The sequence below is a fragment of the Chryseobacterium sp. 14P4.3.2 genome, assembly GCF_057799275.1.
Genome location: NZ_JBYOKO010000007.1, coordinates 168,483 through 182,434, shown reverse-complemented (window position 1 = coordinate 182,434; position 13,952 = coordinate 168,483). Strand labels below are relative to the sequence as shown.

At 37.0% G+C, this 13,952-nt stretch carries 12 protein-coding genes; all 12 read right to left on the bottom strand.

Translation table 11 applies throughout. The features are described from left to right. Window positions 1-112: 112 nt before the first annotated feature. Window positions 113-2,173: a S41 family peptidase gene (locus AC27VX_RS12675; protein ID WP_488695879.1), complete on the bottom strand. Its 2,061-nt coding sequence runs from the start codon at window positions 2,171-2,173 to the stop codon at window positions 113-115. A gap of 200 nt (window positions 2,174-2,373) precedes the next feature. Then, window positions 2,374-3,753, bottom strand: coding sequence for an NADH-quinone oxidoreductase subunit N (locus tag AC27VX_RS12670; RefSeq protein ID WP_236857398.1), 1,380 nt, complete (start codon window positions 3,751-3,753; stop codon window positions 2,374-2,376). Window positions 3,754-3,914: 161 nt separating this feature from the next. Continuing rightward, window positions 3,915-5,408 carry a complex I subunit 4 family protein gene (locus AC27VX_RS12665; protein ID WP_488695876.1) on the bottom strand — a complete coding sequence of 498 codons (1,494 nt, stop codon included), beginning with the start codon at window positions 5,406-5,408 and terminating at the stop codon, window positions 3,915-3,917. A gap of 2 nt (window positions 5,409-5,410) precedes the next feature. Further along, window positions 5,411-7,324, bottom strand: coding sequence for an NADH-quinone oxidoreductase subunit L (gene nuoL, locus AC27VX_RS12660; RefSeq protein ID WP_488695874.1), 1,914 nt, complete (start codon window positions 7,322-7,324; stop codon window positions 5,411-5,413). Window positions 7,325-7,326: 2 nt separating this feature from the next. Then, window positions 7,327-7,656 (bottom strand): NADH-quinone oxidoreductase subunit NuoK, encoded by a 330-nt coding sequence (gene nuoK, locus AC27VX_RS12655; protein WP_002983557.1) that lies wholly within the window; start codon window positions 7,654-7,656, stop codon window positions 7,327-7,329. Between the two features lie 4 nt (window positions 7,657-7,660). Then, window positions 7,661-8,158: an NADH-quinone oxidoreductase subunit J family protein gene (locus AC27VX_RS12650; protein ID WP_236857401.1), complete on the bottom strand. Its 498-nt coding sequence runs from the start codon at window positions 8,156-8,158 to the stop codon at window positions 7,661-7,663. Continuing rightward, complete coding sequence (locus AC27VX_RS12645; RefSeq protein WP_236857402.1) at window positions 8,158-8,715, bottom strand: NuoI/complex I 23 kDa subunit family protein; 558 nt, start codon at window positions 8,713-8,715, stop codon at window positions 8,158-8,160. Before AC27VX_RS12645 ends, AC27VX_RS12650 begins: the two co-directional genes overlap by 1 nt. A 152-nt stretch (window positions 8,716-8,867) precedes the next feature. Then, complete coding sequence (gene nuoH / locus AC27VX_RS12640) at window positions 8,868-9,929, bottom strand: NADH-quinone oxidoreductase subunit NuoH (RefSeq protein ID WP_236857403.1); 1,062 nt, start codon at window positions 9,927-9,929, stop codon at window positions 8,868-8,870. Between the two features lie 98 nt (window positions 9,930-10,027). Continuing rightward, entirely contained in the window at window positions 10,028-11,026 is a 999-nt protein-coding gene (locus AC27VX_RS12635) for an NADH-quinone oxidoreductase subunit G (protein ID WP_236857404.1), read from the bottom strand. Window positions 11,027-11,067: 41 nt separating this feature from the next. Continuing rightward, window positions 11,068-11,943 (bottom strand): hypothetical protein, encoded by an 876-nt coding sequence (locus tag AC27VX_RS12630; protein ID WP_236857405.1) that lies wholly within the window; start codon window positions 11,941-11,943, stop codon window positions 11,068-11,070. Then, window positions 11,944-13,302, bottom strand: a complete 1,359-nt coding sequence (gene nuoF, locus AC27VX_RS12625; protein ID WP_488695870.1) for an NADH-quinone oxidoreductase subunit NuoF — start codon at window positions 13,300-13,302, stop codon at window positions 11,944-11,946. Between the two features lie 105 nt (window positions 13,303-13,407). After that, window positions 13,408-13,917, bottom strand: a complete 510-nt coding sequence (locus AC27VX_RS12620) for an NADH-quinone oxidoreductase subunit NuoE family protein (RefSeq protein WP_047377758.1) — start codon at window positions 13,915-13,917, stop codon at window positions 13,408-13,410. Window positions 13,918-13,952 lie beyond the last annotated feature (35 nt).

Here is a 13,952-nt window from a genome sequence, read left to right as displayed (position 1 = left end):
TATTGATAAGGCGGAAATTTGATTTTATTGTATATTATTTAGATATCTCTTGAATTATAATATGGCTTATATTGAAATTTGTTGTTGTTTTTCGGAAAGAGTGATGCCAGTATTAGCGATTAATAAATTCTATGGCTTTTTGGATAAGAGGATCTTCTCCATTTCTTATGGATTGTAGAGTCTGTTTAGCTTGAAGATCAATAGCAATACCCGTTCTTTGGGTTCCTTTTCCATTAGGATAATAGACTCCCAATCCACTTATATAAGTACCCATGCCACCCGGAAGTTGTATATATGACAAATCTCCGTCCGCACCTGCTGTCTGAGAGCCGATAACTGCAGATTTCGGAGCGGTACGCAATGCCATAACGATAAATTCTGATGCACTTTGTGTAGTTTCATCCACTAAAATAGCCAACTTACCTTTGTAATAATTGCTATTTCTTTTGCCAATTTTTGAGTTTTCGCTTATCTGAAATTTTCCCGGATGCTGTAAGGATGTGGCCTTAAACTGTGCAAATTCTTTGGAATCGGGAAAGAAATAATCAGAAATAATAAAGGTCGAAAATTCTTTGGGGTAACATCGTAGATCTATAATAATTCCTTTTTTATTCATAAATTTTTTCATGACAGTATGAATTTCGTCTTTCCTGATAACTTCAGGGTAAATATAGCCGATATTATGATCTATCTCTTTGTGAGCAGGGATGTTCTTTCTTACAGTAAATGTTTCATATGGAACTGTTTCTACAGTGGTGGTTTCAACTTTCCCGTTAGTTTTTTTAATCGTAAGAGTAATCTTGTTGTCGTTGGTGCGTACTATTTTGGCGCTCATATTCCGGAGCAGGGCAGGTCTGTTGGATGCCGCTTCATATTTGGATTTTTCTGTCAGAAGGTCGCCGACTTTTTTGTGATCAACTTCTGTAATGATATCTCCAACCATAAGAGCAGAAGTCTTTTTTGGGTTATCAATGTAAGTGACAACAAGCTGGTCATCAATGAATCTAGCCCCCAAAGGTGCCGTATTGGTTCCATAAAATTCCTCAAGAGTACTCCTGAAATCGGAATTAAAAGCGTGCGAATCATTAATCTCTTTTATAAGTTGTAATAAGGCCAGTTTATAGGTTAGTTCATCTTTGGTCTGAACCAATTTTGGGATATATTCTTTTAAAACACTGTCCCAATCTTTTCCTATAATGTCCTTATATGGAAAAAAATAATTGATACTGTTCCAGTAACGGAAAAGAGCAAGCAGCTTCATCCCATCATCATCCCATTGCATACGGTTGTAAGATTCTTCATTTTTAAAGATCGGGTTCCCTGCATCTGGAACAAAATCTATATAATAATTTTCTTTACTGCCTGCATTGACACCTCCGCTGAAGGATCTGCTCCAACTATATAAAAGGCTGTCAAAATTTTTTGAATGGATATTGGGAAGAAAACGGAATAGCTCATAATCCCAGTTAATATTTCCTTTTGCAGCTTCCGGACTGTGATATTTCAGATAGCCCCAGATTTTCCCTAACTGATAAAGATTATCAATCTGCCGGTTATTCAGACGATCTATCCTGAATCGGGAATCAAGGAAAAATTCATCAGGAGATTGATAAAGTTCCTGAGCGGTTTGAAAGATCTTTTCAATGTTTTTTCCGTCAATGTAAATTTTAAAAGTATCAAGCAATACTTTTCCTTTTCCCTTGAGGAAGCCTCCAATCAAAATTTTACCTGATTTTTTTGTTAGTGGCAGGGTGATGGTGTATTTTTTCCAGTCTGTAGTTCCGCGGATATATTCAGTTTTTACATCTTTCGATTCAAGGTGAACTTCTTCATTTTCTTGAAGGCTGATAAAAAGTCCTGCGTTATTTTTTACTCCTTCTGTTTTAACATATCCTTCCAGAGTTACATTTTCTCCCTGAAATGTATTAATCATAATATAAGCAATACCACCCAAGTGATCTGCTGTATCAGATTCAATCACCGCAGATTTTTCCCCGGAATGAAATAGTCGCGAATCTGTTTTTACAATATTATTTCCCCAGGCAAACCATCCGTCTGGCAATTTATGATTATTTGTTTTTGATTCAAATCCTAAGTTATAATCTTTACTGTGCTGAGAATTGCAGCTGACCGATATTAAAGCAAATGTAATGATGAGAAAAAGCTTTTTCATGGTAATATAAAAAAGAGGATGGATGTATAAATTTAACATCAATTAGAATGTCCAATTTATACAGGGGTTATTTGGTTTGTTTTTTTCAAATATAGGTTTTTGTTTTTTTATATTATCCAGAGGTACATGAATACATCAATTTTATAATAAAAAAGACACAACTGGAAAGTTGTGTCTTTTTATATATTGGAATTCAGATTTTATAGTCCGAACATTCTTGCAAACAGATCCGGGAAGATCCCCAGGATGATAATCAAAGCAATTACAATTACTGCAACGATATTGTAAGTAAGAGTAACTTTCTCTGATGATTTGAATGTTGATTCTTTAAAGAAGAACATTGCAATAATTAATCTTAAATAGTAAGCTATTGATAAGGCAGAACCTAAAACGGCTACCAATACTAAGAAAGCTGCACCGTTCATGGCTTGGGAGAATAAAGCAAATTTCCCCATGAAACCAGCTGTCAGCGGAACTCCTGCCATTGAAAGCATAGAGATTGCTGCTACTGTTGCCAATAAAGGTTCAGTTTTTGCCAATCCTTTGAAAGCTCCAAAAGAAGTTTCTCTCTTTAATTTTTCTACCCAGATAAGGCACATGAAAACTCCTACTGTAGATAAAGAATAAGCAAATAAATAAAATGCTAAGTTATAAGTAGAAAGGCTTGTCATTCCGAAGAATACCAATCCGATATATCCAGCGTGAGAAACTGAAGAGTAAGCCAACATTCTTTTTGCATTGGTCTGAGCAAGTCCCATAACGTTTGCCAAAAGCAATGTAATGATTAAGAATACTCCTAAAACATTAATCCATTCATGAGTAACTCCTGCAAAACCAATTGTCATTAATCTGAACAGTGCAAAGAATCCGGAGATTTTTACTACACTCGCCATAAAAGCAGTGATCAATGAAGGAGAACCTGCATATACATCAGGGCTCCACATATGGAACGGTGCTAAAGCTACCTTGAAAGCTAATGCACAAAGGATCAATAATACTCCTAAGATAAACATTACATTAGAAGCATTTGCAACTCCAAAGTCATGAATTTTATAGAGATCAAAGCTTCCGGTACTTCCATAGATGAACGCAATACCAAACAATAAGAAACCTGTTGCGAATGCACCCATTAAGAAATATTTGATCGAAGCTTCGTTTGATCTTAAATCAGTTTTGTTGGCACCTGCCATTACATATAATGGGATAGAAAGGATTTCAACTCCCAGGAATAATGTTACCAGGTTCTGATATCCGAAAAGGGTGATCCCACCACATAATGCAAATAGCATCAATGCATATAATTCTGACTGGTGGCTTCTGTGATTGCTGAATGCGAAACCTCCCAGAAAGAATAACAATAATGTTGTTACAATTGATATTTTAGTGAATAATGCAGCATTGGCACTGTATTCATACATATGCTTGTAATGATCAAAGAATGAACACTCAGGCATAAAACTTACGTACAATGCGATGATTAATCCTAAAATTCCAATGTATCTTGCGAATTTTCCCTGTTCAAAAACTCCTGAAAATAACGCAATAACTGCCGTTAGGAAAACAATAATTAAAACACTCATAATATAGATTTGAGATGTGAGATTTTAAAATTGAAAGTTTTAAAGTTGAAAACTGAAAGCTTGCGATGATGGTAAACCATTTCCTTAAAGTCTTTGTTTTTTCTCTTTATTCTTTTTCTCTTCTAATCTCTTAAATTTTTAATTTTTAAATCTTTTAATTCTTAATTAGCCATTGCTGTGTAGATAAACTTCACTGAACTACCCACCATGTCGATTACCGGTTGTGGGTAAATACCCAATAAGATCACAAATACCGCTAAACTTGCCAATACAGAAAATTCTACACCCGATAAGTCTTTTGCTGTACTTAGAACGGCTGCATCTCCTTCTCCAAACATTGCTTTTCCGTAGAATCTCAGTAAGTACACTGCACAAAGAATTACCGTAAGACCAGCAATTACTGCTGCTGTTCCGTTAAAATCATACACTGATTTCAATAGAATGAATTCTCCGATGAATCCATTGGTTAATGGAACTCCCATTGAACCTAATATGATGATCAAGAAAAATACTGCAAATTTAGGGGCCACCTTTGCTAACCCACCCATTTGTCTGATATCTCTTGATTTAAATCTCTTGTATAAAATATCACAACAGTAGAATAATCCCACTACGTTGATACCGTGAGCGAAAGTCTGTACTAATGCTCCTTCAGCACCTTCCACATTGAATGTTCCTCTTAGAGTAACTACTGCTGAAGCAAAGATCCCTGCCACCATCAATCCTACGTGAGAGAATGAAGAATAAGCAATAATTCTTTTCATATCCGTCTGGATGATCGCAATCAGTGCTCCGTGGACAATTCCAACAATAGCAAGGATGATCACAATCTGTCCGGAAATTCCTGCAATAGGAAGTGGAGTGATTGGAAGTAAGTAACGCATTACACCATATACAGCCATCTTAAGCATGATCCCTGATAACAACATCGATCCCTGAGTAGGAGAGTAGGTATAGGTATCAGGCTGCCAGGTATGGAAAGGGAATACCGGTAATTTCACTGCAAATGCAAAGAAAATAAACCAAAATACCACAGTCTGCTGTACTTCATTCAGTTGTGCATTATATAGATCTGTTAAAGCGAATGATGCAGAGTGGTTGTACACATAGATCAATCCGGCTAACATAAATAAAGATCCAACGAATGTATATACGAAGAATTTCGTAGTGAATTCAAACCTTTTATTTTCTTGTCCCCAAAGTCCGGCGATAAACCAAATTGGAATCAATGTTACTTCCCAGAAAATGTAGAACAACAATCCGTCTAAAGACGTGAATACTCCTACAAGACCGAACTGCATGAGCAGAATCAAACCGTAGAATGTATTTCTGTAGTTTACACTTTCATTGAAAGAAGATAAAATGATGATTGGCACCAAAATGTTGGTCAGCAATAAAAGAAGCATACTCATCCCATCGATACCGAAGTGAAGAGAGCTCTTCATAAATTGTGACCAGGGATAATTGATTTCATGCTGCAATACACTATCTACGGTCGGAGTAAAATCGAAATCCGAAAGTATATAAAATGTAAGAAGCATTTGGACCAATGCAATTCCCAGTGCCAAATATTTGCTGGAATTACTCTTCCATGCAAAAACTAATCCCGAACCTACTAGAGGTAAAAGTAATAATGTTAATAATAAACAAGACATTATTATTGTAATAAAAAGTTAACAATTAATATAATTCCCACAGCTAAAGACATGATAAGAATATACGTCTCTACATTTCCGTTTTGAACACGCTTCATAGCTTTTCCGCTGTCTTCAGCACCATCCCCTACAAAGGTTACAAAACGGTCTAAGATTCCCTTATCAAACATCTTTCCTCCGCGTCCTAATCCTTCAACAGTTTTTACAATCAATGCGTTGTAAAGTTCGTCAACGTATAATTTCTTAGCAGAAAGCTTTTCCCATCCGGTATAGTTTTCTTCTGCAACAGCCATCTTTTTCTTTTTCACATAGGTATTTCTAACGATAAACCATACGGAGAAGAACATAAGTACTGTAGCTGCTAATAAGATCATTTCAGTATTGAAAGGCACTCCTGAAAGTGTCGCTTCCATCTGGCTGTAGCTTTGTTCCGTAAGAACAGGCTTTAACCATTCCATCAGCTTAGCATAGTGCCCGTGCCCGATGAAGTGCGGCAGGTTGATAAAACCTCCGATTACAGAAAGGACAGCCAATACGATCAATGGTATTGTCATATTTGACGGACTTTCATGTAAATGATGTTTTTGTTCTTCTGTACCTCTGAATTCCCCGTGGAAAGTCAGATAGTATAGTCTGAACATATACGTAGCAGTGATTGCTGCTAATACGAATAAGATAACCCAGTAAATAGGATTCTTAGCGAAAGCTGCCACTAAAATTTCGTCTTTAGAAATCATCCCTGATAGCAAAGGGAAACCTGATATTGCTAATGTTCCGATAAGGAATGTCGCATGGGTAAGAGGAATATATTTTTTTAGACCTCCCATGAAACGCATATCCTGCTCGTTGCTCATGGCATGGATTACAGAACCTGCACCTAAGAATAATAAAGCCTTAAAGAATGCATGTGTCATTACGTGGAACATTGCTGTTGTATACGCTCCAAGACCTAAAGCGATAAACATAAATCCAAGTTGTGAAACGGTAGAGTAGGCCAACACTTTTTTGATATCGTTCTGACGTAGCGCATAGAATCCTGCTAAAGCTGCCGTTAGGAATCCGATAAATAAAATCCCTCCCTGTACTGTAGGGGCCAAAGTAAATAAGAAATTTGATCTTACTACCAAATAGATCCCTGCAGTTACCATGGTTGCTGCGTGGATCAATGCTGATACCGGAGTTGGCCCCGCCATCGCATCAGGTAACCATGTATATAGTGGAACCTGAGCAGATTTACCGGTAGCACCGATGAATAAACTCGCTGTGATAAAGATGATCACTGTTCCGTCTAATTCAAATTTTGAAGCATTTTCTGCTACTGAAAGGTAATCTACAGCATTTGTCTGAGAGGCGATCATAAAGATACCAATCAACAATGCAAGGTCACCAATTCTGTTCATAATGAAAGCTTTTCTTGCTGCTTTACCGTATTCTTCGTTGGTATACCAGAATCCGATCAACAGGTAAGAACAAAGACCTACACCTTCCCATCCAATGAATAAGATAAGGTAGTTGCTTCCCATCACTAAAAGTAACATCGAGAAGATGAAAAGATTCAGGTAAGTAAAAAACTTATAGAATCCTTTGTCATGACTCATATATCCGATAGAGTATAGGTGGATCAATGATCCAATACCCGTGATGATCATTACCATCATTAATGAAAGCTGATCAATCTGGAATCCAAAATTAATTTGTACTCCATTTACTCTAAACCATTCAAAAGCTTTTACGATTACAGGCTGGCTTTCAGAATTGAAATTCATGAAAAGACTTACAGCGATACAGAAAGATCCGAATACTGCTGCAGTGGCCAAAGAACCAACCAGTATTTTTGGAAGATTTTTTCCAAATAAACCGTTAATAAGAAACCCTAAAAGTGGTAAAAGTACTATTGCATATACTAGATTCTCCATTCTTATCCTCTTAATTTATTAAATATACTTACATCTACAGAACGGGTATTTCTATATAGCATAGCAATAATTGCCAGACCTACTGCTACTTCAGCAGCAGCCACCACCATAATGAAGAAAACTAAAAGTTGTCCGTCGCCGTTGCCTTTATATGCTGAGAAAGCTGCCAACAAAAGGTTTACAGAATTCAGCATAAGCTCTACACAGCCCAGAATCACAATAGCATTTTTTCTAAGCAATACTCCCATCACTCCCAAACAGAACAAAACTGATGAAAGAATGATGAAGTAGTCCAAAGGGATGCTTTGTATAAATGTATTTACTTCTCCCATAATTTTATAAATCTTTTTTACCGATTAATACCGCGCCTACGATACCTGCCAAAATTAGGATGGAAGCAAGCTCAAACGGTAAAACATATTCATTGAATAAAAGTCTACCCAGATTTTTAGTAAGACCAACCCCTCTGTCTACATTTTCAACAACAATGTGGTTGTCTCTTACGCCTCTGAATACACCTAGCACACCTACTAGAAGAATACCTGCTGTAAAAACCCCAACAAACTTTAAAGTATTGTTCTTCTTACTTTCGTCTCCTTTATTAAGGTTAAGCATCATTAAGATGTAAAGGAAAAGTACCATAATGGCACCTGCGTACACTATAATCTGGATAATTGCTAAGAACTGTGCATTCAGAAGGATGTACATTCCGGCAATTGAAAACATCGTAACAATCAATGACAAAATAGCATATAAGGGATTTTTTGCAAATACAAAATAAACAGCACTTGCAACTGCTAAAAACGCCACCAAGAAAAATAAAAACTGATCCATTATTTTACCGCATTTTTTTGTTTCTCGGATTGTCTTGTCGTAATGTCAATCCTTTCATTTATTTTTTCAACTAATTTATCTTTTCCATAGATAAAAGAACCTCTGTTGGTTTCTACATCCACCAATCTGTCTGTAAGATAGATGGCAGATTTAGGACAAGCTTCCTCACACATTCCACAGAAGATACATCTCAGCATATTAATTTCATATACTGAAGCATATTTTTCTTCTCTGTAAAGACCTTTTTCCTCTTTGGTTCTTTCAGCAGCAGTCATCGTGATGGCTTCTGCAGGACAAGCTACCGCACAAAGTCCACAAGCTGTACATCTTTCTCTGCCTTCTTCGTCTCTTTTTAAAACGTGCTGGCCTCTCCAGATAGTAGCTCTAGGTTTCTGTACTTCCGGATACGAATATACTGCGGGAGCACCCTTTATCACGGTTCTTACAGCATGCTTAAAGGTAATCCCCATCCCTGTAAAAATGGCAGGAAGGTAGATTTTTTCAGCAAGGGTCATCTCTTTATTGGAAACAACTTTTGATCTGTTTGTAAGTTTCATTTAATTATAGATATTAGATGTTAGACATTAGATCTTAGACTAATCTTGTCTGTTATCTTAATTATTTAATATTGATGATTGAATATGATACGCTAAAGATAAAGCTTTGATTTCATTATCAAATTTTCAAATCAGCTCATTTTCAAATTTTCCTAGTTTGCAAATGCTAAAATTACAGCTCCTGTAACTAATAGATTTACTAATGCCATTGGAATCAACGTTTTCCATCCCAAATGCATTAATTGATCATATCTGAATCTGGGAAGTGTCCATCGGATCCACATGAAGATCAAAATTCCAATTACTGTCTTGGTAAGGAATGCTACAATACTCAAAATTCCTGCAGTGTTTTCACCCCAGTGCTGAGTTACCCATTCTATACCAGGATAGTTGTACCCTCCGAAGAAAAGAACCACCATGAATGCATTAGAGATAAACATGTTCACATATTCTCCGAACATATATAATCCTAACTTCATAGAAGAGTATTCTGTAGAATATCCTGTTACCAATTCAGATTCACATTCAGGTAAATCGAAAGGGTGTCTGTTGGTTTCTGCTAAGGCTGCTACAAAGAAAACAAGGAAGGCGATTGGCTGGTAGAAAATGTTCCAGTTCATACCATCAATGTGAATTAATCCCCAAAGTTTTCCTGAAGTCTGACTTTCAGTAATTACTTTTAGATCCAGACTTCCCGACATCATGATGATTGAAAGAAGTGCCAATCCCATTGCCAGTTCGTAAGAAATCATCTGAGAAGAAGCACGGATAGCACCTAATAATGAATATTTGTTGTTGGAAGCCCAACCTCCGATCATGATTCCGTAAACACCAATTGAAGCCATTCCGATGATGAAAAGTACTCCAACGTCAATGTTGGCAACCTGAAGATCAAAAGAAGTACCTGCAATATTTAAACTTTTACCCCAAGGAATAACCGCCCCTGTGATTAATGAAATAAACATTACTAAAGCTGGTCCCAATACGAAAAGGAATTTTTCAGCATTGGCAGGGGTAAAGTCTTCTTTAAAGAAAAACTTTCCACCATCAGCAAGAGGTTGCAATAATCCGAAAGGTCCGGCTCTGTTAGGACCAATTCTATCCTGCATGATTGAGGCAACTTTTCTTTCTGCCCAGGTAGAGTAGGCTGCGATCGTTAACGATAGCAAGAAAAGTGCTAATACAAGTATAAGTTTAAATGTAAGTAAATCCATTTTTTATTGTAAAGATTTTTAGATGTGAGATGTCAGAGACTAGAGAGAAGATAAGGTCTGTTGTCTAGTGTCTGAAATCTAATTGTCTTTAATTAAAATTATTTTTCGTCTTTTTCACTGATTTCCTTAGCCATTGGGTTGTCTAAAACTCTTAGCTCATCCTTAGGCTTTTCGTAGTGATTCAATGAAATTACAGAGTGTCTGTCGATATGTCTAGGACCTTCAATATTCCAGTCTGATAATGCTTTTCTTTCGAAACGGCAGGTATCACAGATGAATTCTTCTACTTCACCCCATTGATCTTTTCTTGCTGTTACTCTTACAATTTCATCACCTTTCATCCAAACAACCGCTTTTCCGGAACACTTATCACACTTACAAGAAGCGTTCATTGGTTTTGTAAACCAAACTCTGCTTGCAAAACGAGCTGTTCTGTCTGTTAATGCTCCTACAGGACACACATCGATAATATTTCCGATGTAATCATTGTCTAAAGCTTTATTTAAATAGGTTGAAATTTCAGCATGATCTCCTCTGAAAAGAATACCGTGTTCTCTTGTTTCTGTAAGCTGATTAGCTGTAAGCACACATCTTGCACAAAGAATACAACGGTTCATGTTTAATTTGATGTTCGGTCCAAGATCATCAGCTTCGTAAGTATTTCTTTCGAATTCTGTTCTTGTACTTTCCACCCCATGCTCATAGCCTAAGTCCTGAAGGTGGCATTCTCCTGCCTGATCACAGATAGGGCAGTCTAGCGGGTGATTGACCAATAAGAATTCAGTAACCGCTTTTCTTCCATCCTGAGCTTTCTCAGACGTAAGGTTTTTTACCTCCATGCCATCCATTACATTAGTTCTGCAGCTTGCTACTAATTTTGGCATAGGACGTGGATCAGCTTCAGATCCTTTAGAAACTTCAACTAAACAAGTTCTACATCTCCCTCCACTGGTCTCTAATTTGCTGTAGTAGCACATAGCGGGAGGTACAGATTTACCCCCGATCTGTCTTGCAGCTTCCAAAATAGAAGTACCAGGCAAAACTTCAGTAGTCTGTCCGTCTATAGTTATTTTGAATTTTTTAACTTCTTCGCTCATATTGTATGCTTTAAGCTTTATGCGTTCAGCAATAGGCTTTGTTATTTATATTTCTTTGTATTAAATGTATATCCAATTCCTGCTAGAACTTGTCCGAAGACAAAATCCTGACGTGCTTTATCAGGTTTGTTATTTAATGTGGTTTTAATATCCCACATATTGATATACCCGGCTTTTCCTTCTACTCTAAGCATCCAGTTTTTCCAGAAAACTAAGTTAAGACTGGATCTGATATCGGTTCCCATACCCGCAACGTGAAAACGGTCACTTCTTTCATTACCAAAAAGTTTTACATTACTTTTCGGAAACATAAATCCGATCCCGGCTCCGTAAGACCATACTAAATCTATATTTTTCTTATGAATAAGGTTTTTGTATTTTTCAAGACCTAAATTTTCATAATTCAATCCGTCTGTATGTTCAAAAGTAAGGAACTTCTCGTCTGCCAGGTTTACCTGTCCGTTTTGTACCATTGCTGCGTATTCAGGATCTGAGATATGTCCTTTAAAGTTAACGGTCTGGTTCTGATCCATCACATATTTCATGTGGTCAATCCCTAAAACAAGTGCTAAATTATCTTTAATAAAATATCCTATTCTGAAATTATACTGCGTTACAGTAAACCAACTTGGATCAAAATAAACGATTCCAAATTTTGTAGGTCTGTCTTGTGCTGTTACATTATTCAATTGAAAGTCATATCCGTTTCCACTAAAATGGATGTCAGAATTACTATAAGCAGCTCTGTTCCAGCCATAAAAAACGAACATCTGACCTTTCTTGCTTAACGGTGCTGGCTTCTGTTTACGAACAGGGCCAGTAGAACCATCAAACTCTCTTACTACTAATGTATCTTTAGCCTTTTGGGCAAATACAAAATTCGACATCATTAAGCCGACAACCAATAACTTTTTCATCTATGCATTGTTTTCAACAGCAGGAATAGGATCAGCATAATGTGCCAGTCCATAATTTTGTGTCTGAGATAACTCAGGGTTTTTTATATGCCACTCAAACTCATCTCTGAAGTGACGAATGGCTGCTGCAACAGGCCAGGCTGCTGCATCACCTAATGGACAGATCGTATTTCCTTCGATTTTTCTCTGGATATCCCAAAGTAGATCGATATCTTCCATTTTACCTTCTCCTTTATCAATTTTCTTTAAAATCTTGTACATCCATCCTGTACCTTCACGGCAAGGCGTACACTGCCCACAGCTTTCGTGATTATAGAATCTTGCTAAAGTCATTGTATGTTCTACAATGCACTGGTCTTCATCTAAAACGATGAATCCTCCTGAACCCATCATTGTTCCGGTAGCAAAACCACCATCTGCCAATGATTCATAGTTCATATATCTTGGCTCTCCGTTTACCGTTCTCAGCAATAAGTTAGCAGGAACAATAGGAACAGAACTTCCTCCAGGAATACAAGCCTTTAATTTTTTTCCGTCTTTAATACCACCGCAATATTCATCAGAATAAATAAATTCTTCTACAGTGATGGTCATATCTATTTCATATACACCTGGTTTATTGATATTTCCACAAGCAGAAATTAATTTCGTTCCTGTAGATCTTCCAACGCCAATTTTAGCATATTCAGCACCTGTAATATCAATGATTGGGACAATGGCTGCAATAGACTCAACATTGTTTACCACCGTTGGTCTCTCCCAAAGACCTTTTACAGCCGGGAATGGTGGTTTTAATCTTGGGTTACCTCTTTTTCCTTCAAGAGATTCAAGCAATGCGGTTTCTTCACCACAGATATAGGCTCCACCTCCTCTTTGAACATAAATTTCGCAATCGAAACCTGTTCCCATGATGTTTTTACCTAAAAATCCTGCAGCTTTTGCTTCTTCAATAGCTTCTTCCAAGATATCAGGAATCCATGAATATTCTCCACGAATGTAGATGTAAGAAACATTTGAACCTAAGCAGTAAGATGAGATCAGCATTCCTTCAATCAGTACATGAGGAAGAAACTCCATCAAATATCTGTCTTTGAATGTTCCAGGCTCAGATTCATCGGCATTCACAACAAGGTGTCTTGGAACGCCTTCAGGTTTTGCCAAAAAGCTCCATTTCATTCCGGTTGGGAATCCAGCTCCACCACGTCCTCTTAATCCTGAAGCTTTTACTTCTTCAAGAATTTCGTCGGGGGTCATCTTCAAGGCTTTCTCAGCTGCAGTGTAACCTCCCTGTTTACGGTAAGTTTCAAAGTAACGGATACCTTCTATATGTGCGTCTTTAAGTAAAAGTTTTTTACTCATTGTTTATTATGCTTTTAGCTATTGGCTTATCGCTTTTAGCTTTTTTGTATTTATTTTAAAAATTAACTGATTTGAAATCCAAAAATCCAGGATTCTAAACCATTATTAGTCTAAAGCAAGTTGTCCCTGTCTGCAAAGTTCAAGGATTTCGTCTACTTTTTCTATCGTTAAATTTTCATGGAAGAATTTACCTAGCTGCAACATTGGTGCATATCCACACGCTCCAAGACACTCAGCCGGCTTTAATGTGAACATCCCGTCTTCAGTAGTTTCTCCATCCTTAATGTTCAGTTTGGTTCTGATATGGTCTAGGATTTTTTCGCTTCCACAAACCATACAAGGTCCTGTTCTGCAAACTTCCAAAACATATTTACCCACCGGCTTCATATTAAACATCGTATAGAAAGTAGCCACTTCATATACCTCAATCGGTTGGATACTTAATAGTTCTGCAACATAATCCATTACAGGAACATCTAACCATCCTCCGAATTCTTTCTGTGCTAAGTGAAGTACAGGAAGAAGGGCAGACTTTTGTCTTCCTTCAGGGTATCTTGCGATAATTTTGTGTACCTGTGCTAAACTTTCCGGTTTAAAAGCTATTGTTTCGCTCATTTTATTTTGTTGTAAAATGTACATTGTACAAAGTA